The sequence below is a fragment of the Streptomyces sp. NPDC091972 genome (genome assembly GCF_044756385.1).
GTDB lineage: Bacteria > Actinomycetota > Actinomycetes > Streptomycetales > Streptomycetaceae > Streptomyces.
In genome coordinates, this window is sequence record NZ_JBIVSV010000001.1 from 357857 (window position 1) to 384133 (window position 26277).

General features: G+C 72.9%; 21 protein-coding genes and 1 pseudogene. 16 read left to right on the forward strand and 6 right to left on the reverse strand.

Going from position 1 to position 26277, the window contains the following annotated elements; genetic code table 11:
* Nucleotides 1–133: 133 nt before the first annotated feature.
* Both ACIQJT_RS01655 and ACIQJT_RS01660 read right to left on the reverse strand, forming a co-directional pair.
* Nucleotides 134–1150: a zinc-binding dehydrogenase gene (locus tag ACIQJT_RS01655; RefSeq protein ID WP_402640047.1), complete on the reverse strand. Its 1017-nt coding sequence runs from the start codon at nt 1148–1150 to the stop codon at nt 134–136.
* A gap of 26 nt (nt 1151–1176) precedes the next feature.
* Entirely contained in the window at nt 1177–1992 is an 816-nt protein-coding gene (locus tag ACIQJT_RS01660) for an IclR family transcriptional regulator C-terminal domain-containing protein (RefSeq protein ID WP_402638961.1), read from the reverse strand.
* A gap of 51 nt (nt 1993–2043) precedes the next feature.
* Here ACIQJT_RS01660 and ACIQJT_RS01665 point away from each other — a divergent pair, with 51 nt between their 5' ends.
* The 11 genes and pseudogenes from ACIQJT_RS01665 to ACIQJT_RS01715 form a co-directional block, all read left to right on the forward strand.
* Complete coding sequence (locus ACIQJT_RS01665) at nt 2044–3756, forward strand: IlvD/Edd family dehydratase (RefSeq protein WP_365454659.1); 1713 nt, start codon at nt 2044–2046, stop codon at nt 3754–3756.
* Nucleotides 3757–3878: 122 nt separating this feature from the next.
* Entirely contained in the window at nt 3879–4001 is a 123-nt protein-coding gene (locus tag ACIQJT_RS01670) for a putative leader peptide (protein ID WP_365454662.1), read from the forward strand.
* A 98-nt stretch (nt 4002–4099) separates the two neighbouring features.
* The gene (locus ACIQJT_RS01675) at nt 4100–4966 is read left to right on the forward strand and encodes a glutathione S-transferase C-terminal domain-containing protein (protein ID WP_402638965.1); all 867 of its coding nucleotides are present in this window, start codon (nt 4100–4102) and stop codon (nt 4964–4966) included.
* Nucleotides 4967–5409: 443 nt separating this feature from the next.
* Nucleotides 5410–6393 carry an amino acid ABC transporter permease gene (locus ACIQJT_RS01680; protein ID WP_053850113.1) on the forward strand — a complete coding sequence of 328 codons (984 nt, stop codon included), beginning with the start codon at nt 5410–5412 and terminating at the stop codon, nt 6391–6393.
* Nucleotides 6390–7154, forward strand: coding sequence for an amino acid ABC transporter ATP-binding protein (locus ACIQJT_RS01685; RefSeq protein WP_365454671.1), 765 nt, complete (start codon nt 6390–6392; stop codon nt 7152–7154). Before ACIQJT_RS01680 ends, ACIQJT_RS01685 begins: the two co-directional genes overlap by 4 nt.
* Nucleotides 7155–7191: 37 nt before the next feature.
* Complete coding sequence (locus ACIQJT_RS01690; protein WP_402638968.1) at nt 7192–8214, forward strand: transporter substrate-binding domain-containing protein; 1023 nt, start codon at nt 7192–7194, stop codon at nt 8212–8214.
* Nucleotides 8215–8271: 57 nt separating this feature from the next.
* Nucleotides 8272–9027, forward strand: a complete 756-nt coding sequence (locus ACIQJT_RS01695) for a GNAT family N-acetyltransferase (protein WP_402638971.1) — start codon at nt 8272–8274, stop codon at nt 9025–9027.
* Between the two features lie 56 nt (nt 9028–9083).
* Nucleotides 9084–9170, forward strand: a complete 87-nt coding sequence (locus tag ACIQJT_RS01700; protein ID WP_402640049.1) for a putative leader peptide — start codon at nt 9084–9086, stop codon at nt 9168–9170.
* A gap of 85 nt (nt 9171–9255) precedes the next feature.
* Complete coding sequence (locus ACIQJT_RS01705) at nt 9256–10452, forward strand: LLM class flavin-dependent oxidoreductase (protein ID WP_402638973.1); 1197 nt, start codon at nt 9256–9258, stop codon at nt 10450–10452.
* A gap of 59 nt (nt 10453–10511) precedes the next feature.
* The gene (locus tag ACIQJT_RS01710; RefSeq protein ID WP_402638975.1) at nt 10512–11885 is read left to right on the forward strand and encodes an NtaA/DmoA family FMN-dependent monooxygenase; all 1374 of its coding nucleotides are present in this window, start codon (nt 10512–10514) and stop codon (nt 11883–11885) included.
* Nucleotides 11886–12062: 177 nt separating this feature from the next.
* Nucleotides 12063–12413 (forward strand): annotated as a pseudogene (locus ACIQJT_RS01715) (GNAT family N-acetyltransferase); the annotation flags it as partial.
* Between the two features lie 201 nt (nt 12414–12614).
* Here ACIQJT_RS01715 and ACIQJT_RS01720 read toward each other — a convergent pair.
* Nucleotides 12615–13700, reverse strand: coding sequence for a M12 family metallopeptidase (locus ACIQJT_RS01720; RefSeq protein ID WP_402638977.1), 1086 nt, complete (start codon nt 13698–13700; stop codon nt 12615–12617).
* A 96-nt stretch (nt 13701–13796) separates the two neighbouring features.
* Between ACIQJT_RS01720 and ACIQJT_RS01725 the strand changes: the two genes are divergently transcribed.
* Complete coding sequence (locus ACIQJT_RS01725) at nt 13797–15641, forward strand: LuxR C-terminal-related transcriptional regulator (RefSeq protein ID WP_402638979.1); 1845 nt, start codon at nt 13797–13799, stop codon at nt 15639–15641.
* A gap of 118 nt (nt 15642–15759) precedes the next feature.
* Here the strand turns inward: ACIQJT_RS01725 and ACIQJT_RS01730 are convergent, their stop codons facing one another.
* Entirely contained in the window at nt 15760–18327 is a 2568-nt protein-coding gene (locus ACIQJT_RS01730) for a CHAT domain-containing protein (protein WP_402640051.1), read from the reverse strand.
* 148 nt (nt 18328–18475) lie between these two features.
* Between ACIQJT_RS01730 and ACIQJT_RS01735 the strand changes: the two genes are divergently transcribed.
* Genes ACIQJT_RS01735 through ACIQJT_RS01745 form a run of 3 tightly spaced genes read left to right on the forward strand, consistent with a single transcriptional unit; the run spans nt 18476 to nt 21050 of the window.
* Nucleotides 18476–19903, forward strand: a complete 1428-nt coding sequence (locus tag ACIQJT_RS01735) for a S8/S53 family peptidase (protein ID WP_402638981.1) — start codon at nt 18476–18478, stop codon at nt 19901–19903.
* A gap of 59 nt (nt 19904–19962) precedes the next feature.
* On the forward strand, nt 19963–20538 hold the full coding sequence (locus ACIQJT_RS01740; protein WP_365454698.1) for a sigma-70 family RNA polymerase sigma factor: 576 nt from the start codon (nt 19963–19965) through the stop codon (nt 20536–20538).
* Nucleotides 20539–20543: 5 nt separating this feature from the next.
* A complete protein-coding gene (locus ACIQJT_RS01745) occupies nt 20544–21050 on the forward strand; it encodes a hypothetical protein (protein WP_402640053.1) in 507 nt (168 codons plus the stop codon).
* 15 nt (nt 21051–21065) lie between these two features.
* Here the strand turns inward: ACIQJT_RS01745 and ACIQJT_RS01750 are convergent, their stop codons facing one another.
* Entirely contained in the window at nt 21066–21839 is a 774-nt protein-coding gene (locus ACIQJT_RS01750; RefSeq protein WP_402638983.1) for an N-formylglutamate amidohydrolase, read from the reverse strand.
* 447 nt (nt 21840–22286) lie between these two features.
* Nucleotides 22287–24506, reverse strand: coding sequence for an NADP-dependent isocitrate dehydrogenase (locus ACIQJT_RS01755; RefSeq protein ID WP_402638985.1), 2220 nt, complete (start codon nt 24504–24506; stop codon nt 22287–22289).
* 235 nt (nt 24507–24741) lie between these two features.
* On the opposite strand from ACIQJT_RS01755, the gene ACIQJT_RS01760 reads away from it, so the two are divergent.
* Nucleotides 24742–26277, forward strand: coding sequence for a M1 family metallopeptidase (locus tag ACIQJT_RS01760; RefSeq protein ID WP_402638987.1), 1536 nt, complete (start codon nt 24742–24744; stop codon nt 26275–26277).

Below are 26277 nucleotides of genomic sequence, written 5' to 3' on the forward strand. Positions count from 1 at the left end.
CTCGTTCTCGGCCACCGGCCCGGCCGGGCCTCGTCCGGCGGTCGGTGCACGGGCAGGGCGACGCATCGGCGGCATCGCGCGCCGGCGGCGGTGCTCGACGAACCGGAAGCCCTCCGCCCGCGCGCCCGACCCCTCACGCCGGCCGGGGATCGACGTGGATCTTCGGTCCCGGACCGGCGCCGGGCGGCCGTTCGCCGGCGAGCACCGGGCCGATCGCGTCCAGCGCCACGGTCGCGGCCACCAGCGGCCGCGGGTCGACGAGCTTCTCGGCGTAGGCCCTGATGACCGCGTCGAGCCCGGGGGAGGCCGACAGCACACCGACCGCCGTCACGTCCTTGAGGACGAGCGCCCGGGTGTCGATCCTGCTCGGCTCGGCGGCCAGCCCGATGTACACGAGCCGGCCGCCCGGTTCGACCAACTCCTGCGCCCGGGCGGGCAGGCGGACCGCGTTGGTGGCGTCCACGACCGCGTCGAACGGCAGGTCGGGCAGCGTGTCCTCACGCCAGGCGTGCGACAGGCCCAGGGCGCGCGCGAAGGCGAGGGAGTCCTCCGTGGCGCCCATCAGGTGCACCTCCGCCCCGGCTGCCCGGACGAACAGCGCGACCAGCAGACCGATGGTGCCGGGCCCCAGCACCAGGACCCGGTCGCCGGGCCCCGCAGCGGTCGCCCTCGCGGCCCGCAGGGCGTTGCCACCGGGTTCGACGAGCGCGCCGAGCACCGGGTCCACGGAGTCGGGCAGGGCGTGCAACGACGCCGCGGGAACGGCGAGTTGTTCGGCGAGGGCACCCGCACGGCCGCCCCGGATGCCCACCTCCTCGCGCTTCTCGCACACGTGCTGCACCCCCCGCCGACAGCGGCGGCAGGACCCGCAGCCGAGCATCGTGTCGCCCATGACCCGGCGCCCGACCCAGCCGGGATCGACCCCGGCCCCCACCGCACGCACCCGGCCCGCCCACTCGTGGCCCAGCCGCATCGGGTAACCGGCGTGTCCCTGGTGGAGATAGGCCATGTGCCCCGTGAAGAACTCCAGGTCGGTGCCGCACACGCCGACCCGCTCGACGTCGACGACGACCTCACCGGGCACGGCCACGGGCCTGGGGACCTCTCGGACCGCGAACTCGCCGGGGGCCGTGAGGACGAAGGCACGCATGTGCCGGTCAGCGGCCGAGGGGGCGTTCACCGCAGGGGCTCCCGCAGCGGGCCGGGGGCGTCGCGGATCTCCCCGGCGGCGTCGACCGGCGTCCGCAGCGGGGTCCGGTACGCCGGCGCGCTCACGCTCACCGCCCCCGAGGGAACCGTCGGCGAGATGGCGTAACCGGGCAGCGCCAGGCAGCTGACGCCGGTCTCGTTCCACGGGTCGTCCAGGGCGTGGCTCCGCCGGCGCGGGCCCTGTGGCTCGCGGGGCAACTCCTCGGCCGTGCACAGGGTTCGGGGCGTCCGGCGCTGCGGGAGCACCGAGCCGATCCATCGCCGTACGGCGTCGAGGGCGCCCAACTCCTGGGCGGGCAGCGCCTTTCCGGCTCCGGTCGCGCGGGCGGGGTCTCGGCCGCCGGCCGTGGAGGTCAGCCGGGCGGCACCGGAGCGCGGGTCACCTTCGGCGCGGTGGACGACCTGGCGGCCGACCAGGACGGCGTGGTGGGCCGTCCCGCCGCATCGGGCGGCCGGAGCCTCCAACAGCGGCCGCACCCCCACGTGTTCGGGGCGGACCCCGTGGTGGGCGAAGGCCATCCGGCAGAACTCGTCTCCCGGCACGGAGCGGCCGCCCGGTTCCCGGCCGGCGAGCCCGGCGCGGCGTGACGCGGCCGGAGCCCGGTGCACGGTCGGCTCGGGACTGCCGACCGCCCGGGTGAGCTCGTCCGGCGCCACCCCGTCCGGGTGCCGGGCCGGCTCCTCGAGCAGGGCGGGCACCCGGTCCGGACCCACCGGCCCGGACCCCTCGGCACCTGCCGTGACGTGGGCTGTCGAAGCGGGGGACCGCTGCGTATGCTGCATGGCGTTCCGGATAGTAGACCGCTGTACCGATGACCGGAAAGAGCACCGGCGATGAACCTTCGCAGCGCGCAGTGGTACGGGGGACAGGACCGCAACGCCTACATCCACCGGGCCTGGATGCGCCGGGGCGTCCCGGCCGACGCCTTCACCGGCCGGCCCCAGATCGCCATCGCCAACACCGCCTCCGACCTCACCCCCTGCAACGCCCATCTGGACGAGGTGGCCAGGTCCGTCCGCGACGGCGTGCACGAGGCGGGCGGCATCCCGCTCGACCTGCCCGTGGTGTCGCTGGGCGAGACCAACGTGCGGCCCACGGCCATGCTCTGGCGCAACATGGCCGCGATGGCCACGGAGGAGATGCTGCGGGCCAACCCCCTCGACGGAGTGGTGCTGCTGGGCGGCTGCGACAAGACGATCCCCTCCCTGCTCATGGCCGCCGCCTCGGTGGACCTGCCCGCCGTGGTGGTGCCCGGCGGGCCCATGCTCACCGGCACCTTCCGCGGCACCCCGCTCGGCTGCGGCACCGACGTGTGGCGGCTGTCGGAGGAGGTCCGGGCCGGGACCCTGTCCCAGGAGCAGTTCACCCGCTCCGAGTCGTCGATGATCCGCAGCCGCGGGCACTGCAACACCATGGGAACCGCCTCCACCATGGCGCTGGTCGCCGAGGCCCTGGGCACGGTCGTCCCCGGGGTGGCCGGCACCCCGGCTCCGGACAGCCGGCTGCTGGAGGCGGCGCACGGCACCGGACGGCTGGCGGTGGAACTGGTGTCGGGCGACCGCCGCCCCAGCACCTTCCTGACCAAGGGGTCCTTCCACAACGCGATCGTGGCGCTCGCCGCGATCGGCGGCTCCACCAACGCCGTCGTCCACCTCCTCGCGATCGCGGGCCGGCTGGGCGTCGAGCTGACCCTGGACGACTTCGACCGCATCGGCTCCCGGGTGCCGGTCCTGGTGGACCTCCAGCCCGCCGGACGCTTCCTCATGGAGGACTTCCACCGGGCCGGCGGACTGCTCGCCGTGCTGCGCGAGGTCGCCGACCTCCTGGACCCGGACGCGCTGACCGTGACCGGGAAGCCACTGGTGGACCACCTCGACGACGCCCCGATCTGGGACGCCGAGGTGATCAGGACCCGGTCCCGCCCCCTGGTCGAGGAGGGCGGCATCGCCGTCCTGCGCGGCAGCCTCGCCCCCGACGGGGCGCTGATCAAGCCCGCGGCGGCCTCACCGCACCTGCTGCGCCACCGGGGCCGGGCGGTCGTCTTCGACAGCATCGAGGACTTCCACGCCCGCGTCGACGACCCGGACCTGGACGTCGACGCCGACTCCGTCCTGGTCCTGCGCGGCTGCGGCCCCAAGGGCTACCCCGGCATGCCCGAGGTGGCCAACATGCCGCTGCCCACCAAGCTGCTGGAGCAGGGGGTGCGGGACATGGTCCGCGTCTGCGACGGCCGTATGAGCGGCACCGCGTACGGTACCGTCGTCCTGCACGTGGCCCCGGAGGCCGCGGCGGGCGGTCCGCTCGCCCTCGTGCGGACCGGTGACGTCATCAGCCTCGACGTCGAGGCCCGCCGCATCGACCTGGAGGTGCCTGCCGGCGAACTCGCCGCGCGCACCCCGAACGCGGCCACCGTGGAGGGGTTCGCGAACCCGCGCCGCGGCTGGGAGCGGCTGTACGTCGACCACGTCCAACAGGCGGACCAGGGCGCGGACCTGGACTTCCTCGTCGGCTCCAGCGGCTCGGAGGTCAGCCGCGAGTCGCACTGATCCGGAAGAGGGCTCGGCGGGGTTCCGGCCCCGCCCCTGCCCACCTCGTGGACGCCCCCTTGACGTGCGCCCCGGCCCGATCGACACTCCAGACGGGAATCCTAGTGAACAGGTAGGGAAACATGAGGCGCCTTGAACCGGCCGTCGGCCGAGTGAGCCGTACCTCCCGGCCCTCGCCTCTCCTCACCTCCCGCCGTCACATCGATCTGCTGCGGGTCAGCAGCGCGACCAGGCCCCTGGGCTGAGCCCGGCCGCCGCCCACCTCCCTGTCCCGGCCCGCACCTTCGGCCCGACGACGCTTCCGCCGCGCGTACGTCTGCGCACCGACACCCCGGGGAGACCCATGTCCGTCACACCGCTCGCCCACGTCCCCGCCGTCCACCCCGCCCCCGCCTTCCGCGGCCGGATCGGACGGGACGCGCGCAGTGGGCACTACGCCGTGCCGCGCCGCTACCGGCTCCACCTGGCCGCCGCCTGCGCGGACGGCCTGCGCATCGCCGTCGTGCACAGCCTGCTCGGCCTCGACGACGTCTGTCCCGTGACCTTCCTGGACCCGGTCCCCGACTGTCCCGACGGCGGCCACTCCGCGCTGCGCCCGCTGTACGAGGCCAGCGCCCACCGGTACCCCGGCGCGGCCGTCGCGCCGGTGCTCAGCGACGACTGGTCCGGACGGATCGTCAGCACCCACGCCGCCGACATCACCCGCGACCTCGCCCGGCACTTCGGCGGCGGCCGCCCGGCGCTGTACCCGTGCGGAGCCGAGTCGGAGACCGAGGCCGTCGAGCGCATGTGCGGCGCCATCGGGCAGGCCGCGCAGCAGGCCGGTTCGGCGGGCGGCGGGGTACCCGAACGGGCCACCGCGCTGGAGCGGTTGCTGGACTCCCTCGGCTCGCTGGAACGCTGGCTGGTCGGACGCGACCACCTGATCCGGGATCACATCACAGCCGCCGACGTCGAGTTGTGGGTGGCACTCGTCCAACTCGACACCGTGCACCGCCACCACCTGGACGCCGACGCCGTGCGGCGCGTGGCCGACCACCCCACCCTGTGGGCCTACGCCCGCCGGCTGACCGCCCACCCGGCCTTCGGCGCCCACCTCGACCTCGACGGCATCGCCCGCCGCCACCATGCCCGCTGCCGGGGCCTGGAGGCCGCCGGGGCCGCCGTGCAGATCCTGGACTGGGCCGCGCACGCGGCTCGTAGCGCCTGACCGTTTCACCTGATGGACCGGCATTGACAGCGGTTCGGACGACTGCCTTAACCTACGGGTCCGACAAGGGCCTGTTTCAGCCACAGGGCCCCACGGGTTCCGAGAGACCCCCGAGAACAGCGACGGTGACCGACATGTACGCAGCTCCCAGGACGGCCGCACGCCGTTCCCCGGGCTGCGTACGGCCGTACGGCGACCCGCTGGTCGCCAACCGGGTCGTCGACCTGCTCCGCGTGAGCAGCGCACTGTGTACCGCACCGGGCCGTGCCCGCTGTCGGGGCTGACCTTCCGCCTACGCAGCCCCCGCGTTCCTGACGCACACCGCGTTCGCGGTGTGCCGTCGTCCGCCCCGCCCCCGGTTCCCGTGCGTCGCGTCCTGCGCCTGTAGTACGCCCCGTTCGCCGTGTCCCGGGGGAATCTCCCGACTCCGCCGGAGCTTCCTCATGAGTGAACCCCCAGGCGCCGCCGTGTCCGTCACCGAGGCACCGCCGCTGCCCGACGTACCGTCAAAACACCTCACAGCGCAGCGGGTTGTGCCACTGCGGCGGCCCGGACGCTGGATCGCCACCGCCGTCGTCCTGGTCCTGGCGGCCCAGTTCGTCCACGGTCTGGCGACCAATCCCTTCTACCAGTGGGACCGCTTCGGCTACTGGTTCCTGCGGCCGACCGTCCTCGACGGGCTCCTCATCACACTCGAAGTCACCGCCTACAGCGCGGTGCTGGGTCTGCTCGGCGGCATCCTGCTCGCCCTGGCCCGGCTTTCGAAGAGCCCGGTGCTGCGGGCGGTGAGCTGGACCTACGTCTGGGCGCTGCGCTCGATCCCGCTGATCGTCGTCCTGCTCTTCCTCTACAACTTCTCGGCGCTGTACAGGACGTTGAGCGTCGGCGTCCCCTTCGGGCCGGCCTTCTTCTCCTTCGACGAGTCCCGGCTCGCCACCGACATGGTCATCGCCGTGATCGGCCTCAGCCTCAACGAGGCCGCCTACGCGGCCGAGGTCGTCCGCGGCGGCATCCTCTCCGTCGACCAGGGCCAGCACGAGGCGGCCTCCGCCCTCGGCCTGCCCAAGAGCTACCAGTTCCGCAGGATCGTCTTTCCGCAGGCACTGCGCTCCATCACCCCGAACTACGTCAACCAGCTCATCGGTCTGGTCAAGAGCACCTCGCTGGTCTTCTACGTCTCGCTGCTGGACCTGTTCGGCACCGTGCAGTCCATGGGCGCCACCTACCCCGGCGACATCGTGCCCCTGCTGCTGGTCGCCACCGTCTGGTACCTGATCCTGACCAGCGCCGTCTCGGTCGTCCAGTTCTACGTCGAGCGGCACTACGCCCGGGGCGCCACCCGCTCCCTGCCGCCGACCCCGCTCCAGAAGCTGCGGGCCGGCCTCACCGACCTGCGCGCCCGCATCCGCAGGGAGGCCGCCGTATGACCGCCGCAGCTCTCGAAGTGCACGGTGTGCACAAGTGGTACGGCGCCCACCGCGTCCTGGACGGCGTCGACCTGACCGTACGCCCCGGCGAGGTCACCGTCATCCTCGGCCCGTCCGGCTCCGGGAAGTCCACCCTGCTGCGGGTCATCAACCACCTGGAGAAGCCGGAGATCGGCTACGTCAGCGTCAACGACGAGCTCATCGGCGTCAGGCGCCAGGGGGAGCGGCTCAAGGAGCTGAGCGAACGAGCCATCCTGACCCAGCGCAGCCGCATCGGATTCGTCTTTCAGAACTTCAACCTCTTCCCGCACCTGACCGTCCTCGACAACGTGGCCGCCGCCCCGGTGGCGACCGGCAGGCTCGGCAGGACGGAAGCGCAGGAGCTGGCCCGTGCGCTTCTCGGCCGGGTGGGCCTGGCCGACAAGACCGGCGCCTATCCACGCCAGTTGTCCGGCGGCCAGCAGCAGCGGGTGGCCATCGCCCGCGCCCTCGCCCTGCGGCCGGGCGTCATCCTCTTCGACGAGCCGACCTCCGCCCTCGACCCGGAGCTCGTCGGTGAAGTCCTGGCTGTCATCAAGGACTTGGCGACCAGCGGCACCACTCTCGTCATCGTCACCCACGAGATCGGCTTCGCCCGCGAGATCGCCGACCGGGTCGTCTTCATCGACGGCGGCCGGATCGTCGAGCAGGGGCCGCCCTCCGAGGTCCTGGACCGGCCACGGCACGAACGGACCCGGGACTTCCTGAGCAAGGTCCTCTGAACCTCTTTCCTCCCTCTCTCAACTCCTAAGGACAGTCATGCCTCTTCACCCCTCCCGGCGCAGCCTCGTGCGCGGCATCACCGCGGCCACCGCCGTCACCGCCCTCGTCGGCGGGCTCGCCGCCTGCGGCGGTGACAGCGACGCCGCCACCCGGACGACCGACAGCGCCGGCACGGTCACCGTGGGCCGGCTCTCCAACGGCGCCGCCAAGGAGACCACTCTCAAGGTCGCCGAGGTGAAGTCCATCAGCGCCGAACTGCCGGACGCCGTCAGAAAGAGCGGCAAGCTGGTCATCGGGTCCGGCACCCTCCCCTCCGGTTCGCCGCCGCTGGGCTTCGTGGGCAGCGACCAGAAGACCCTCACCGGCTCCGAGACCGACCTGGCCCGCCTGGTCGCCGCCGTCCTCGGCCTGAAGCCCGAGGTCAAGCGGTTCACCTGGGAGAACCTCTTCGTCGGCATCGACAGCGGCAAGGTGAACGTCGGCTTCTCCAACATCACCGACACCGAGGAGCGCAAGCAGAAGTACGAGTTCGCCTCCTACCGCAAGGACGACCTCGCCTTCGAGACGCTCAAGACGTCGAAGTGGACGTTCGACGGCGACTACGAGGCCCTCGCCGGGCAGACCGTCTCGGTCGGCGCCGGCACCAACCAGGAGCGGATCCTGCTGGAGTGGCGGAACAAGCTGGAGAAGGAGGGCAAGAAGCTCACGATCAAGTACTTCCAGGACAGTCCCAGCATCTATCTGGCCCTGGGCAGCGGCAAGATCGACTCCTACCTCGGCCCCAGCCCCAACCTCTCGTACCACGTCACCCAGACCGCGGGCACACCCAACGCGACGAAGATCGCGGGCCAGTACTCCGGTGCCGGTGACTCCCTCCAGGGCCTGATCGCCGCGACCGCCAAGAAGGGCAGCGGTCTCGCGAAGCCCCTCGCCGACGCGATCAACCACCTGATCGACAACGGCCAGTACGCCAAGTGGCTCGCCGCGTGGAACCTCTCCAACGACGCCGTGACCAAGTCCGAGGTGAACCCGCCCGGGCTGCCGCTCGACAACTCCTGACACTCAGTCACGAACCCGGCCTGCCTGCCTGTCGCCCAGGAAAGGAACTCCGCCTCCGTGGTCCAGCCCACCGAAGTCCGCGGAGGCGCAGCCTCCCCGGAGAGCGGCACAGCCGACGCCTCCGTCCTCGACAACGCCGTATGGGCCGCCCTCGACGGCCCGCACGCCTACCTCGCCGAACGCGTCGGCCGTGCCGCCCGCTACCCGGCGGACGTGTACGCCGTCGCCGCCCTCGCCGATCCCGGCGACCCGGCGGCATGGGCCGACCTGCACCACCTCGTCGGACCCGGAACGACCGTACGGATCAAGCCGGTCGAGCAGGTCCCGGAGGGGTGGGAGATCGTCGGCGGGGGAGTGGGCGTCCAGCTCGTCGACACCGCGCTGCGGGCCGAACCCGCCCCCGAGGCGGTACGGCTGGGGCCCGACGACGTCCCCGACATCCTCGACCTGGTCGCCCGCACCAGGCCGGGCCCCTTCCTCGAGCGGACCGTCGCACTGGGCACCTACCTCGGCATCCGGGACCGGGGACGCCTGATCGCGCTGGCCGGCGAACGGCTCAGGCCGCCCGGCTGGACCGAGATCAGCGCGGTCTGCACCGACCCGGCACACCGCGGCCGGGGCCTCGCCACCCGACTGGTCCGCGCGGTCGCCGCCGGCATCCGCGAGCGCGGCGACACCCCCTTCCTGCACGCGGCCGCGGACAACACGTACGCCGTCCGGCTCTACGAGTCGATCGGCTTCACGCTGCGCCGCCGCTCACCCGTCCTGGTGGTCCGCAGCCCGGGAACATCCCCTGGGAGCGCGGTGTTGTGACTCACGACGAGATCTGCCGGGCGCCGACGCGCACCCAGAAAGAGGAGGTGACGGGCGTGACCAGCGCACTCCGCTCCGCCCACCTCCACACCCGGCCGCACATCGATCTCCAGCGCGTGTCCGCCGCGCTCTGTTGTTCCTGACCCGTCACCTGCCTGCCCCCAGTCGCCGAGCCCTGCCCACCCACGGGCCGGCGCCCCGTACGGATCTCCAGGAAGGCACCCACCCGTGTCCCCTTCTTCTCCCCTGCACCTCGCCGTCGCCCTGGACGGCACCGGCTGGCACCCCGCCTCCTGGCGCGAGCCGGCCGCCCGGCCCCGTGAGCTGTTCACCGCCGGATACTGGGCCGACCTGGTCACCGAGGCCGAGCGCGGCCTGCTGGACTTCGTCACCATCGAGGACGGCCTCGGCCCGCAGTCCTCCCGGTTCCTCGACCCGGACGAGCGCACCGACCAGGTCCGCGGCCGTCTCGACGCCGTGCTGATCGCCTCCCGCGTCGCCCCGCTCACCCGGCACATCGGCCTGGTGCCGACGGCGGTGGTCACCCACACCGAGCCGTTCCACCTCTCCAAGGCGATCGCCACCCTGGACTACGTCAGCACCGGCCGCGCGGGTCTGCGCGTGCAGATCACCGCGCGCCCCGACGAGGCAGCGCACTTCGGCCGCCGCACCGTCCCGCGCATCGAGGCCTACGACAGCCCCGAGTCCCAGGGACTGATCACCGACCTCTTCGACGAGGCCGCCGACTACGTGGAGGTCGTGCGCCGCCTCTGGGACAGCTGGGAGGACGACGCCGAGATCCGCGACGCCGCCACCGGCCGCTTCATCGACCGCGACAAGCTGCACTACATCGACTTCGAGGGCAGGTACTTCAGCGTCAAGGGCCCCTCCATCACGCCCCGCCCGCCGCAGGGCCAGCCCCTGGTCACCGCCCTCGGTCACCAGACCGTCCCGTACCGGCTCATCGCCCGCCAGGCCGACGTCGGGTACACCACCCCGCACGACACCGAGCAGGCCCGGGCCGTCGTCGCCGAGATCCGCGCGGAGCAGGAGGCGGCCGGCCGCGCCGACGAACTCCTGCACGTCTTCGCCGACGTGGTCGTCTTCCTCGACGACGACCCCGCCGAGGCCGCCGCCCGCAGGGACCGTCTCGACTCGCTCGCGGGAGAGCCCTACCGGAGCGACGCCCGCGTCTTCACCGGAACACCGGCCCAACTCGCCGATCTGCTCGTCGAGTTCCAGGCGGCCGGGCTCACCGGCTTCCGGCTGCGTCCCGCGGTCCTCGGGCACGACCTCCCGGCGATCACCCGCGGCCTGGTCCCCGAGCTCCAGCGCCGGGGCGCCTTCCGCACCGCGTACGAGTCCGACACCCTGCGCGGCCGTCTGGGCTTCCGCCGCCCCGCCAACCGCTACGCCGCCGCCTGAGCCCTTGAGCCTTTGAGCCCTTGAGCCTCTGAGCCTTTGAGCCGGAAGGACCGCAGACCATGAGCAAGCCCCTGAAGCAGATCCACCTGGCCGCCCACTTCCCGGGCGTCAACAACACCACCGTGTGGAGCGACCCCGAGGCCGGCAGCCACATCGAGTTCAGCTCCTTCGTGCACTTCGCGCGGACCGCCGAACGCGCCAAGTTCGACTTCCTGTTCCTCGCCGAGGGCCTGCGCCTGCGCGAACAGGGCGGGAAGATATACGACTTGGACGTGGTCGGCCGCCCCGACACCTTCACGGTCCTGGCCGCGCTCGCCGCCGTCACCGAGCACCTGGGACTGACCGGCACCATCAACTCCACCTTCAATGAGCCCTACGAGGTGGCCCGCCAGTTCGCCAGCCTCGACCACCTCTCCGGCGGCCGCTCCGCCTGGAACGTCGTCACCTCCTGGGACGCCTTCACCGGCGAGAACTTCCGCCGCGGCGGCTTCCTCCCGCAGGAGGAGCGCTACTCCCGCGCCAAGGAGTTCCTCGCCACCACCCAGGAGCTCTTCGACTCCTGGCAGGGGGACGAGATCCTCGCCGACCAGGCCTCCGGCGCGTTCCTGCGCGACGCCAAGGCGGGCTCCTTCGTCCACAAGGGCCAGCACTTCGACATCCACGGCCGGTTCAACGTCCCGCGCTCCCCGCAGGGCCGCCCGGTCATCTTCCAGGCCGGGGACTCCGAGGAGGGCCGCGAGTTCGCCGCCTCCTCCGCCGACGCCATCTTCAGCCGGTACGCCACCCTGAAGGAGGGCCGGGAGCTCTACACCGACGTCAAGAACCGGCTCGCCAAGTACAACCGCCGGCACGACCAGTTGCTGATCCTGCCCGCCGCCTCCTTCGCCCTCGCCGACACCGACGCCGAAGCCGAGGAACTCGCCCGGACCGTCCGACGCCAGCAGGTCAGCGGCGCCACCGCCATCAAGCACCTGGAGTTCGTCTGGAACCGGGACCTGTCGTCGTACGACCCCGAAGGGCCGCTGCCCGACATCGACCCCTTGGTGAGCGAGGAGCACATCTCCCGGGGCCGCGCCCAGGTCCGCATGTACCGGGACCCGCTGGCCACCGCCCGCGAGTGGCGCGAGCTGGCCGAGGCCAACAAGTGGTCCATCCGCGACCTGGTCATCAACACCGGCAACCGGCAGAACTTCGTCGGCTCACCGGAGACGATCGCCCGCACCATCAACGAGTACGTGCAGGCCGACGCCAGCGACGGCTTCATCCTGGTCCCGCACATCACCCCGACCGGCCTCGACGCCTTCGCCGACAAGGTCGTCCCGCTCCTCCAGGAACAGGGCGTCTTCCGCACCGAGTACGAGGGCCCGACCCTGCGCCACCAGCTCGGCCTCGCACACCCCGACGACGTCAAGGGCGAGCAGCGGGTGGCCTAGCCCTGTTCGGACGGGTCACCGCGCCCGGTCGAGCTGGTGCTCGGGAGGGCTCACCGACCGTCCGTACGCGACCGCTTCGGCGCGGCCCCCGTCGCCGCGCCGAAGCGGAGGACCTCACCCGCGAAGACGACCACCCGCTCAGGCCCGACGACGAAGTCGGCGCACCACACACCGGGGCGATACTGGGGCGACCGTGACCTGCGCGCCCTCCATCTCACGGCGCTGGTGCAGGAGTTCGGCTCGACCTGCCTGGTCGCCCGCGCCGAGGACGGCATCCGCGGCCACCTGATCGGCTTCGTCACCCACGACCGCACCGGATACGTCCACCTGATCGCCACCCGCGACGACACCCGCGGCACCGGACTCGGCCGTACCCTCCACGAGGCATTCACCGAGGCCGCCCGCCGCCAGGGCGCGGTCCGCCTCAAGGCCATCACCTCGGTCACCAACCAGGGCTCCGTCGCCTTCCACCGCGCCCTCGGCTTCGACGCGCGCGTGGTGGAGGACTACGACGGCCTCGGCCGCCCCCACCACGGGCACGGTCGGGAAACTGCTGGGTGGCCGCGGCAGCCTGTTGTCGCGGGCCGCGATCCCGTATCGGGAGTGAGAGGCCTCTTGGACGCCGCGTGGCCGGAAGTACGTATCCCTCCCCCGAAGGTTACGTACTTCCGGCCATTCCCCCGGCGCCGGACAGTGGTCCAGCCTCGTCCGTGCGGCCCGACTGTGCTGTCACCAGCACATGACCGCGGTTTCCCCCGAACCCCACGCGGAGTACAGGCGCACACGGACGAAGTAGCGGCGGCCCTTGACGAGACGGGCCCTGAGCGTGGCGTTGTGCGGAGTGCCTCCGTCGTCCCGGCCGGCGAGGTAGCGGGCTTCTCCGTCCCGCTCCTCGAAGACCACGACGACGGTGTCGCTGTCGCCGAAGGTGCCCACGGTGTACTCGCGGGTCTCCGGCGGTTCCACGGTGAAGTCGGCCTGCCCGCCCGGGCCGAGCCCGAGCGGCGCGGACCGGAAGGGCACCAGCGCCGGCGGCCGGCCCGGTTCGGCCGGCGGGTACCAGCGCAGGACGTACTCCTTGTCGGCGGCCGACAGCGTGCCGGGCGGGTCGAGGCCCGCACGGTACTGCTCGGGCTCCAGGATCAGCCCCGCCTCGAAGGGATATTCCATGATCGACTGCGGGTCCCAGACGGAGCCGTTGACCTCGTCCGGGCCGAGCTTGCGCAGGATGTTGAAGAACGTCCGGTCCCGGCTCCAGAAGTTCGGCGGGCCCGCCAGATCGGCGTAGACGGCCTCGTCGTCCCAGTGGATCCCGGCGAACGGACTCTGGTGCTCGTGCAGCATGCCGAGCGCGTGCCCGATCTCGTGCAGGGCCGTCCCGCGCTCCCCCGGCGCGGTCAGGTCCCACCCGAAGTTCATGGTGCGGTCGTTCAGACCGACCAGGAGCGCGTCCTTGCCCACGGTCGACCAGGAGCCGTCGCCGATCTGGAACCCGATGCGCAGCTCGGCCTCCGAACGATCGCCGACCTCGGCGAACCTCACCCCGATCCCGAGGTCCTGCCACTCCTCGAAGCACTCGCGCACCACGTCCTGCTGCTCCTTGGCGCCACCCCACGACACCCGGCGGGACTGCCCGGTCCCCGGAACAGGAATGACCGACCCGTCGGTGTCGCCGTCGAAGAAGCAGTAGTGCAGGACCGTGCCGTTGACCCACATCCGGCTGCCGCCGATGAGCGCACTCAGCCGCTCGGCGGCCAGCCCCGGTGCGAACGCCGGAGCCGACTGCTGCGCGAGGGAGCAGTAGCGTGCGGTCATGGCGTTCAGCGTGCCCGTCGGGCGCCCCGGGGCGCCTGAGTCGGGGGCTACTCAAGTCCCCCTGTATCAGGACTGAGTAGCGGTGCTCTACCTTCCGTGACGACTTTCGAACCGGACGCGAAGACACTGGAGCTGCCCTGGCCGTTCACCGGCCGGGAGGACGAACTCGAGCTGGTCCGCAGGTCCATGACCGGGGGACGGCAGGGCATCGCGGTGACCGGGCCGGCGGGCCGGGGCAAGACCCGGCTCGTCACGGAGGCCGTGCGCGGGACGGACTGCACGAGGGTGGTGGGCGCGCCCGAGACCCGCGGGCTGCCGTTCGCCGCCTTCGCGCACCTCCTGCCGGAGACGGTGTCCCTGCACCGAGCCGTTCACCTCATGTCCTCCGTACGGCTGCTGCTCGTCGACGACGCCCACCTGCTGGACGACGCCTCGGCAGCCCTGGTCCACCAGCTCGCGGTGCACGGCCGCACCCGGCTCCTGGTCGTCGCCACCGAGGGCGCGCGGGCACCGGAGGCGATCTCCCGGCTCTGGACCGGAGAGCTCCTGCCGCGCCTCGCCCTGGAACCGCTGCCCCGCGAGGAGACCGCGCAGCTGCTCGCGGCCGGCACCGGCGGTCTGGAAGCCCTCACCGTCAACCGGCTGCACCGCCTGTGCCAGGGCGATCTGCGGCTGCTGCGCGAGCTGGTGGACGCGGTGCGCGAACGGGGACTGCTGCACCGGCTCCCGGACTCGACCGACCGGGAGTGGCGCGGGCCGGTGCCGGTCACCGCGACCGTGCGCGAGCGCACCGCGCACCTCCTCGACCGCACCGGTCCCGAACGGGAGACCCTGGACCGCCTGGCCTTCGGCGAGCCGCTCCCGACGGACGCGGACACGCTCGATCTCGCCGCCCTGGAGGCCCTGGAGGCCGACGGCCTGGTCCACGTCGGCGAACAGGGCGCCGTCCGCCTCGCCCATCCCCTGCACGGCCCGGTGCTGCGAGCGGCCGCCGGACGCCTGCGGGCCCGGCGGCTGACCGGCCCCCTGGACCGCTGCGCGGCCGCCCTGGAGGCCGAGACGGCCACCCTGACCCGGGCGATCGCCGAGGCGGACGTACGAGCCGTCCCGGCGCCCGTGGGGGAGTGGCTGGTGGCCGAGCACACCGGCATCCCGGCCCGGCACGCGGCCGTCCGGGCCCGCTTCGCCCGCCTGCGCGGCGAACTGCGCGAGGCCGCGGCCTGGGCCGCGCAGGGCCTGCGCGGCTCCCCGGACGCCGAGTCCTGCCGCCTCGAACTCGCCCTGGCGGCGGCCCAGTCGGGCGATCCGGAGCACACACCGGGCCCGACCGGCGCGGCCACCGGCGACGCCGCCCCGCCCCCGGCCGAGCCGGGCGGCGGCCGGCCGGACATCGCCGCCGCCACCTGGCGGGCCGTCGCCCGCGGCGATCTCGACGCGGCCCTCGGGACGGCCGACCCGTACGACGCCGTCCGCCTCGGCGTGCCCGACCGGGCCGTCGGCCGGCTGAGCGGTGTCCTCGCCGACCACGCCGAGGCCCTCGCCCGCGGCGACGGTCCCGCCCTCGACGAGGTCGCGCGGACTTTGGAGGAGCGCGGTTTCCTGCTCTTCGCGGCCGAGGCGTACGCCCAGGCCGTAGGGGCGCACCGCGACCCGAGCGCCGCCCGCACCTCACGCACCAGGGCCGCCGCGCTGGCCCGGCGCTGCCAGGGCGCCCGCACCCCGGCCCTGTCCGGGCTGGTCCTGGGCGAACTCACCGCCCGCCAGCGGCAGATCGTCACCCTCGCGGCGGCCGGACTGAGCAACCGCCAGATCGCGGAGAAGCTGACCCTGTCGATCCGTACGGTCGGGAACCACCTCTACAGCGCGTACGCCCGCCTCGGCGCGAGCGACCGCGACGCCCTGCCCTGCCTGGTGGAGCTGCCGGAGGCACAGCCGGCCTGAGCCGTACCCCGGACCGGGGCGGTCTGACCCCCAGTATTCGGGGGAGGGGTCAGGCCGCCCCCACATACCGCACACACCGCCCGAGCCGTCACGCCGCCCCCGCACACCGCCCGAGCCGTCACGCCGCCCCGAACGCCGAGAACGCCCACCCCGTCGCCCGGTGCACCGCGTCCCCCGGCAGCGAGGCCCGCGCGTCACGCAGCGCCTCCGCCAGGGACGCCCCCGCGCTCAGCCCCTTGTGCAGGGTGAGCATCAGCGGCACCACCGCCTCGTCGTTGACCGGCGCGCTGCACGCCACCACCCCCGCCGTGCCCAGCGGCAGCAACGCGGTGACCAGGCCGAGCAGTTCGTCCGCGCCGACCGAGGCGAACCGGGCGGTGTCGCAGCAGGACAGGATGATCCGGTACGGGCTGCGGTCCAGCCGCTCGAAGTCGTGGACGATGAGCGGCCCGTCGGCCATCCGCAGCGACGAGAACAGCGGGCTGTCCGCACGGAACGTGCCGTGCGCGGCGATGTGCGCCAGCGCCGCGCCGTCCAGTTCCTCCAACACCCGCGGCACGCGCGCGTCCTCGTGCTCCAGGACCGTCGCGGAGCCGTTCCGGCCGGCCAGTTCGGGCACCTCGGCGCCCCCGGTGGCCAGCCCCGGACCGCGCACCAGCACCTGACGGCCGCCCGGCGGCGGCACGGTGTCACGGGCCCGCAGCCAACTGCTCGCCGACGGCGACACGCTGAACACCCGGTCCCGCAGCGAGGGCAGCAGCGCCCACGGCACCTGGTGCAGCCGCCCCGGCGGCACCACCACGACCGGCCCGGAGCCGAGCCGCGCCGCCGCCGGCCCGAGCAGCAGCTCCTCCAGCCGCCGCCCGGCCGCCTCCACCACCGGAACCCGTGCCTCCGCCCCCGGGTGGGCCAGCCGCCTGAGCCCCGCCTGGACGTGCTCCGCCTCGCGCTCCGCGTCGGCCAGCAGCCCGGCCTCGAACCGCCGCACCCGCCCCTGCGCGCACAGCAGCACCTGAACACGCCCGTCGAGCACGGCGAGTTCCACCAGCCGCACGTCGTCCCCGAGCCGCTCCAGCAGTCTGCCGGGGTCGAACCGGTAGCCGTCGCCGGGCGCGTCGCCGCGGCTGTGGAGGGTGCGGGAGCGGATCTCCCGTTCCAGGCGGCGCTGTTCACGCTCCAGCGTCGGCACGGGGCGGCCCTCCATCCTGGCCGCCTCCGCGCGGGCCGCTATCTCCCGGAAGGCGGTGAGGTCACCGAGCAGGGCCGGGTCGGCCGGCGGGCGGGTCGGCGGCGCGGACAGCACCGTCGCCCGCCAGCGCTCGCTCCACACCAGCAGCCGCCGCGGCCCGCCCGACGCGAGCGAGGCCCGCGCCGCGAGCCCGGCGAGCTCCGCGCCCTGCGCGGTGGCCCGGGCCCGCAGTTCCGAGGCGCCCAGGGTCGTGCGGTGATCGTCGAGGACGTCCAGACCACGGCGGCAGGCCTCCAGCACCCGCCGGTCGGACCCCATCGCCCGCGCCCACAGCGCCCGCGCCGCCCAGCCCGTCATCCTGGCCAGCGGCGGCCCGCTGTGCCGGCTGCGGGCGGCCACCTCGAGATGCCGCCGGGCGTCCTCCCGCCACCCGAGGTCGAGGGCGATCCGGCCCGCGAGGAGGGCGGCCTCGGGGGCGGCCGGCGCGCCGAAGGAGGCCAGCCGGTCGGCGACCGCGGCCGCGTCCGCGACCAGCCGCCCCGAGCCGCGCCCGGCGGCGACCCGCGCCTCGATCAGCACCAGCCGGGCGTGCGTCTCCCACCAGGTGCGCCGTTGCCCCGCGAACAGCCGGACCGCCATGTCGGCGCGGGCGATCGCGGTGTGCGCGTCCCCCGCGTGCCGGGCCGCCCGCGCGGCGGCGAGCAGCAGTTCCGCCTTGAGGGTGGACTGTCCGCCGATCCCGTCGAGCACCCTGATCGCCGCGTCCGCCTCCGCGAGCGCCTCCGGGGCCAGCCCCGCGGCCATCAGGACCTCGCAGCGCCTGATGGTGAGCATGAACGTCGGCGTGCCGAGCTTGGCGTACCGCTCCTGCGCCTCGTCGAGCAGCCGCAGCGCGGCCGGGATGTCCCCGGACCGGTAGGCGGCAAGGCCCCGGCTCTCCACCGCGTCCGCCTTGTCGTGCTCCTGGCCCGTGGTGTCCCACAGCGCCTCGGCCGCCGTGAAGTCGGCGTCCGCCCGCTCCACCGCCCCGAGCGCCAGGTGCACGGTGGCCCGCAGGGTCAGTGCCCGCGCCGTCCAGATCACGTCCCGCGCCTGCCGCAGCACCGGCACGGCCCGCCGCACGTCCTCCAGCGCCGCCCGGTGACGACCGAGCACCCATGAGGCGTACGCCCGCCGGAACAGGACCTGCGCCCTGGTGTGCCCGCTGCTGACCGCGACGCCCCGCTCCAGCGACTCCAGACCCTGCCGGGTGCGACCGGCGTGCACCAGCGCCACCCCGAGCGCGGCCAGCGCGTCCGCCTCCCGGTCGGTCGACTCCGAGCGCGCGCCGAGATCGCGGGCGCGGCGCAGATGGTCCAGGGCGATCCGCATGTCGCCCCAGTCCCGCTGCCAGATGCCGATGACCTGGTGGGCGACGGAGGCGTGCAGCGGTGAGGGGTCAGAGCCGAGCACTTCCTCTGCCCTCGCCAGCGCCTGCCTGGGCGCGGCGAACACCATCGGCAGCAGTTCGAGAACCGAGTCGCTTCCCGCTGTCACTCCATGGATGGTAGTGGCCCAGGTGGCGGGCCACACCGGTTTGGCGCTGTATCAATCACCGGACCCGCGGCTCTGACTGACGACCGACGCCTCAGTGGGAGGACACGCCATGGCACCTCAGCGATTCCACGAGCAGTTCGACCAGATCCAGCGCTCCATGCCCGATGTCCCGCTGGCCCTCGGACCCGACGACGCCTCGGAGTTCATCTACGAGAAGGGCGTGGTGCTCGCCCGCGACGGCCGTGACGCGGCGCTCGTCGAGGAGACCGTCCGCACCCACTTCACCGAGGCGACCGGTCTGACCGGCGACTTCGTGCGCCGGGACAGCCCCGAGACCAACCGCTCGGGCATCACCCGGATCAAGGTCGGCGACCCGGGCCACGGCGACCGGCGAGGCGACCGCGCGGTCACCCACGCCCTGCGTGCCATGAGCGAACGCGAGGGACGCGCCGGGCGCCGCCTGGTCAGCCGCAACCACGTGGTGTCGATCGCGGTCAACTCCTGCCCCGGCGACGAACCCGTGCCCGCCGCCCTCAGCCAGGGCACCAACCCGGCCCCCGCGGAGACCGGTCACGACCCGGACACCGCCGTGGACGTCCTCGTCGTCGACAACGGCCTCACCCACGACCACGCGCTCGTCCCGCTGCTCGCCCACGTCGGGGGCGACCTGCACGGCACCGAGACCGACGGGGACGGGAACCTCCTCCAGTACGTCGGCCACGGCACGTTCATCGCCGGTGTCCTCGCGGCCGTCGCGCCCAACACCGACATCACCGTCCGCAGCACCCTCAACGACGCCGGCGCCATCCTGGAGTCCGAGCTCGGCGAGAAGCTCTTCGAGGCGGTCGCCGGCGGCTGGCCCGACATCATCAGCCTCTCCGCGGGCACCTCCAACGGCCGCACCGACGGACTGCTCGGCATGGACGCCTTCATGCAGGAACTGCGCGCCCACGGCACCCTGTTGGTCGCCGCGGCCGGCAACAACGCCAGCGCCAGCCCGTTCTGGCCCGCCGCCTACGCCGCACTGCCCGACTACCAGGGGGCCGTCCTGTCGGTCGGCGCGCTGCGCGCCGACGGCGAGTTCGGCGCCTGCTTCAGCAACCACGGCTCCTGGGTCAAGGTCTACGCCCCCGGCGAGCGCCTCACCAGCGCCCTCACCGGCTTCGACGCGCCGGTGCCGTACCTGTACCAGCACTCCACCTACGACGCCTGCCGGTACGGCTTCACCTACGTGTGCACCTGCCAGTCGCCCTCCCACGTCGGCGTGTTGAGCGAGGACGGCAGCACCGCCCAGCCGGACCAGGTGATGTTCGAGGGGTACGCGCACTGGAGCGGCACCTCCTTCGCGACCCCGGTCGTGGCGGGTCTGGTCGCCGCCCACATGACCGCGCACAAGGAGACCGACGCGCGTGCCGCCCGGCAGCAACTGCTGGCCGCCAACACCCAGTTCGCCGAAGTGCGCGGGGCGCACGTACCGGCGCTGAAGCCGGCCGGCTGGCGCCCGGTGCCGGTCGTGCAGCGTCCGGTCGGCACATGACGGCCGGAGCGGTCCCTTCCACGGCGTACGATTACTTGCCGTACACGAGGGGTGGGACCGTGGACCGAGCAGATGTCGGTGCGCTGGTCCAGTCCGCCGTCGACGGGGACGCGGCGGCCTGGAAGGCGCTCGTGGAAGGGCTGAGCCCGCTGGTGTGGGCCGTGGTGCGCGCGCACCGGCTCTCCGACGCCGACGCGCACGAGGTGTACCAGACCGTGTGGTTCCGCTTCGCCCAGCACCTCGGGCGGATCCGTGAACCCGACAAGGCCAAGTCGTGGCTGGCGAGCACCGCGCGCCACGAGTGCCTGAAGGTGCTCAAGAACCTGCGGCGGCTGACCGTCACCGACGATCCGCAGCTCCTGGACCGCGTCAGCGAGGACCGTACGCCCGAGCAGTCGTTCATCGACTCCGAGGAGGCCGCCGCCCAGAGCGAGCGGGTGCGGCGCCTGTGGCAGGAGTTCGAGGAACTCGGCGAGCGCTGCCGGCAGTTGCTGCGCATCCTGATGGCCTCGCCGAAGCCCGGCTACCAGGAGGTGTCCGCCGCCCTGGGGATCGCGGTGGGCAGCATCGGACCACTGCGCCAGCGCTGCCTGAGGCGGCTGCGGGCGCGGCTCGAAGCCCGGGGGGCGGTATGAGCGACATGAACGACGACCTCGGCGACGACGTCCTCGGCCTCGGCGAGGACCTCGGCGAAGAGGCGCTGCCCGACGAGGAGTTCGCCCTCGAACTGCTGGAGGAGGAACTGCGCCAGGCGACGGCCATCCTGGACCCCGTCCCGGCCGCACTGCGGCAGGTCGCCGTCGAGGCGTTCGCGCTGCACGACCTGGACAGCCGGATCGCCGAACTCGGCTTCGACTCGGTGGTGGACGCCCTGCCGGTGCGGGGGGCGACGGGGACCCCGCGGATGCTGACCTTCCACGCGGGCGAGGTGACGGTCGACGTCGAACTCACCCCGCAGGGTCTGATGGGGCAGGTGCTGCCGCCCCAGTCGGCCCGGATCGAGGTGCTCAGCGGTCCGCAGTTGGGCTCGCCGCTCACCACCGACGACATGGGCCGTTTCACCAGTGCGGAGTCCCCGGCGGGTCCCTTCGCGCTCCGGCTGCGGACCGGCGAGGGAGTGATCGTCACCGACTGGCTGACCGTCTGAACGCCCGCGGCCGGGTCAGCCAAGGGAGTCCACGAGAGCGGCCAGCGCCTGGGCGAGCCGGTCGAGCCCCGGTCCGGCGGGGCCGCCCGGTTCCGTCATGTACGTGTCCCGCCGGATCTCCACCATCAGGGCACTGACCCGGGGATCGCGGCCGTAGAACTCCAGCGGCACGTACGTCCCGCTGAACGGACTGTTCAGCCCGACCTCCCCGAACACCTCCCGGGCCGCGGCGAGCAGCCCGGGCGGCGTGTGGAAGGGGTCGGTGCCGAGGCACACCGGGGGCCGCGGTCCCTCGCCGTGCAGTTCATAGGGCAGCGGCGCGCTGGGGTAGGAGTGCACGTCGATGACGACGGCCCGTCCCGTCGCCTCCAGCCGCTCCGCCACGGCGTCGGTCATGGCCCGGGCGTACGGATGGAAGTAGCGCGTGAGGAGCGGCCCGGGATCGGTGTCGTCCGGCCGCAGGACCTCCCGGTGCGTCGTCCTGGTGTACACGGCCCCCATTCCCACGGCGAGCATCTCCTCCCGTCCGTCCGGGAACCGCTCGGGATCCACGACCAGCCGCGACAGCCGGTTCACGAACCGCCACGGCACCACCCGGGACAGCCGGGCCGCCCGTTCGGCGAGTTCCGCCGTGTGCGCGTCGACGATGTGGTCCAGCTCCCGCTCCAAAGCCACGTCGTCCAGCACGATCCCGGCCCGCACCTCGGCGGGCGTCTCCCGCGCCGAGTGCGGCACATGCAGGATCACCGACGACCCCTCGGCACCGGCCGACAACTCGAACGAGGACATACGACTGCTCCCGGGACGTGATCGGTGACGCGGTGCACCATCTCAGCATGAACACCGGCGACGGGGGGACGCGGGGCCACTGATCGCGCCCCTGAGCGGCGACCCACCGCGAGCCCCCGGCCGACTCCCGTGCCCGGAGCGGCCTTCGGGGTGTGTTCAGTCGTCCGTGTCCTGCGAATCCGGCTCCGTCTGGCCGGACGGAGGCCGACCCGCGCGGGGAAGTGCCCCGGCCGATTCCCGGGACCGTCAGCCGCCCGCCCCGCCGACTCTCTTGCCGGATACGGTGCCCTGTCCTGCGCGCCCTCCGGACACGCCTCACCCACCGGCTCCAGCCCCCCACGCGCTCGCGGGACCCACGGCCGCAGCCGACCGCTACGCGCCCCGTGCACACCTCCGCCCCGGCGGGCAGCAGCCGGCCGGGGCGGAGGTGTGCAGCGGGTGGGCGTGTCAGCTCAGGGACGCCAGCGCCTCGTTCCACGTCGTCGACGGGCGCATGACCTTCGCGGCCTTGGCCGGGTCGGGCTGGTAGTAGCCGCCGATGTCGGCCGGCTTGCCCTGAACGGCGTTCAGCTCGGAGACGATCGTCTCCTCGTTCGCGGCGAGGGTCTCGGCGAGCGGGGCGAAGGCCTTCGCCAGGTCCGCGTCGTCGGTCTGCGCGGCCAGCTCCTGCGCCCAGTACAGGGACAGGTAGAAGTGGCTGCCGCGGTTGTCGATGCCGCCGACGCGACGGGTCGGGGACTTGTCCTCGTTGAGGAAGGTCGCCGTGGCGCGGTCGAGCGTGTCGGCGAGGACCTTGGCCTTGGAGTTGTTCGTGGCCGTCGCGTACTGCTCCAGGGAGGGGACCAGCGCGAAGAACTCACCGAGGGAGTCCCAGCGCAGGTAGTTCTCCTTGACGAGCTGCTGGACGTGCTTCGGCGCGGAACCGCCGGCGCCCGTCTCGAACAGGCCGCCGCCCGCCATCAGCGGGACCACCGACAGCATCTTGGCGCTGGTGCCCAGCTCCAGGATCGGGAAGAGGTCGGTCAGGTAGTCACGGAGCACGTTGCCCGTCACCGAGATCGTGTTCTCGCCGCGGCGGATGCGCTCCACCGAGAGCTTCGTCGCCTCGACCGGCGCCAGGATGCGGATGTCCAGGCCCTCGGTGTCGTGCTCCGGCAGGTACGCCTTGACCTTGGCGATCAGGTTGGCGTCGTGCGCACGGGTCTCGTCCAGCCAGAACACGGCCGGGTCGCCGGTGGCGCGGGCGCGGGTGACGGCCAGCTTGACCCAGTCCCGGATCGGCGCGTCCTTGGTCTGGCAGGCGCGGAAGATGTCGCCCGCGGAGACCGTCTGCTCGATGAGCGCGGTGCCGTTCTGGTCGACCAGGCGGACGGTGCCGGTGGTCGGGATCTCGAAGGTCTTGTCGTGGGAGCCGTACTCCTCGGCCTTCTGCGCCATCAGGCCGACGTTCGGCACCGAGCCCATGGTCGAGGGGTCGTAGGCGCCGTTGGCACGGCAGTCCTCGATCACGGCCTGGTAGACACCGGCGTACGAGGAGTCGGGCAGCACCGCGAGGGTGTCGGCCTCCTGGCCGTCCGGGCCCCACATGTGACCGGAGGTGCGGATCATGGCCGGCATCGAGGCGTCGACGATCACGTCGGACGGCACGTGCAGGTTGGTGATGCCCTTGTCGGAGTCGACCATCGCGAGCGCCGGGCCCTCGGCGAGCTCGGCGTCGAAGGACGCCTTGATCTCGGCGCCCTCGGGCAGGGACTCCAGGCCCTTGTAGATGCCGCCCAGACCGTCGTTCGGGGTCAGGCCGGCCGCGGCGAGCGTCTGGCCGTACTGCGCGAAGGTCTTCGGGAAGAACGCGCGCACCACGTGACCGAAGATGATCGGGTCGGAGACCTTCATCATCGTGGCCTTGAGGTGCACGGAGAACAGGACGCCCTCGGCCTTGGCGCGGGCGATCTGCGCGGTGAGGAACTCCCGCAGCGGGGCCACGTGCAGCACCGAGGCGTCGACGACCTCGCCCTCCAGGACCGGTACCGACTCGCGCAGGACGGTGGTGGAGCCGTCGTCGCCCACCAGCTCGATCTTCAGCGAGCCGGCCTCGGAGATCACGACGGACTTCTCGGTGGAGCGGAAGTCGTCCACGCCCATGGTGGCCACGTTGGTCTTGGAGTCGGCCGACCAGGCGCCCATGCGGTGCGGGTGGGTCTTGGCGTAGTTCTTGACCGAGGCGGGGGCGCGGCGGTCGGAGTTGCCCTCACGCAGGACCGGGTTCACGGCGGAGCCCTTGACCTTGTCGTAGCGGGCCTGGATGTCCCGCTCCTCGTCGGTCTTCGGGTCGTCCGGGTAGTCCGGCAGCGCGTAGCCCTGCGCCTGCAGCTCGGCGACGGCGGCCTTCAGCTGCGGGATCGACGCCGAGATGTTCGGCAGCTTGATGATGTTGGCCTCGGGCGTCTTCGCCAGTTCGCCCAGCTCGTGCAGGGCGTCCGGGATCCGCTGGTCCTCGGACAGGTACTCCGGGAACACCGCGATGATGCGCCCGGCCAGCGAGATGTCCCGCGTCTCCACAGAGACACCCGCCTGCGAGGCGTACGCCTGGACCACCGGCAGGAAGGAATACGTCGCCAGGGCCGGGGCCTCGTCAGTGTGCGTATAGATGATGGTCGAGTCAGTCACCGGGTGCTCCGCTCCACGTCTGCAACATTGCTCGACATCAAGATATCTCGTGACCGGCCCGGTCTCGACAGCGGTCCTCGACAACAGCGCTCCCCGACAGCGCCCCTCGGCCGTTGGGGAAGTCCCCGCAGATCCCGCCGGGCAACCAAGGCGTCTGATCTTGTGGTCATGCACGTTGATCGCAGTCGTCCGACGGCCGGACCCGACCAGCCGGCCGCCCGAGGGAAAGCAGACCATGAGATATCGCACCAGAGTGACGGCCCCGGCAGCGCTGCTGGGCAGCGTGGCGGCCCTGACCGCGGCCGCCCCGGCGCACGCCGGCCCGGAGACCGGCACCCCGGGCCCGGAGACCCTCGGGGACCCCGTCTTCCCCGGCCTCGGCAACGACGGCTACCGCGTCTCCTCGTACGACCTCGACCTCGCGTACGACGCCACGACCCGGCTCGTCGACGCGACGGCGACCCTGACGATCACCACCAGCCATGAGCTGAGCCGCCTCTCCCTGGACGCGCTGGGCCTCGACGTGCGCGAGGTGCTGCTCGACGGCGTGCCGGCCGCCCGCGAGCAGGCCGGTGAGAAGCTGCGGATCACTCCGGCCGCCCCGCTGGCCGCGCGGACCACGGCGACCGTGACCGTGACGTACACGGCGGACCCGCGGGCCGCGCTCACCCCCACCGCGTGGGTGCCCACCCCTGACGGTTTCGCGGTCTGCCCCCAGCCCGACGCGGCGCACACCGTCTTCCCCTGCAACGACCACCCCTCGGACAAGGCGGACTTCAGCTGCCGCATCACCGTCCCGGCCGGCCTCAAGGGCGTGGCGAGCGGCCACCTGGTGGACGTCGAGGACCTAGGGGACGGCCGGACCGCGTACCGCTACCGGTCCCGGGAGCCGATCGCCACGGAGGTCGTGCAGATCACGGTCGGCGACTACGTGATCAGGGAGCGGCAGGGCCCGCACGGACTCCCGCTCAGGGACGTCGTCCCGGCCGCCCGGGCCGCCGCCCTGGAGCCCGCCCTGGCCCTCACCCCGAACCTGGTGAGCTGGATCGAGCAGCGGCTCGGGGCGTTCCCCTTCGAGACGTACGGTCTGCTGCCCTGCAACAACGACGCCTCGAACGCCTTCGACTTCACGGGTCTGGAGACCCAGACCCTCACCCTGTACAAGCCGAACTTCCTGCTCCAGGCGGAGCGGAGCATCGGCTCGCACATGATGCACGAGCTGGTCCACTCGTACTTCGGCAACAGCGTGAGCCCGGCCACCTGGTCCGACCTGTGGCTCAACGAGGGCCACGCCGACTTCTACGGGCTGCTGTACCGCTACGAGCGCGGCTGGGCCGACTCCCTGGGCCTGACCACCATGGAGGCCCGCATGAAGGACACGTACGCCCGCGGCGACCAGTGGCGCAGGACCTCGGGCCCCGTAGCCGCCCCGAGCGCGGCCGACCTCTTCGACAGCCAGCGCTACCTGGGCGGCGTCCTCGTCCTGTACGCGCTGCGCCGGCAGGTCGGCGAGACGGTCTTCGCGGCGATCGAGTCGACGTTCCTCGAGCGCTTCCGCAACGCCTCCGCGTCGACCGACGACTACATCGCCGTCGCCTCGGAGGTCTCCGGCGCCGACCAGTCGGGCTTCCTGGGCGACTGGCTCTACGGGACGAAGACCCCGAGGATGCCCGGTCACCCGGACTGGACGGTGACGCCCGTCAGTTCCGCGCTGCGCCGGCCGCAGAACCGGACCGACGGCCACTGGCACGACAACTCGGCGACGCTGTAG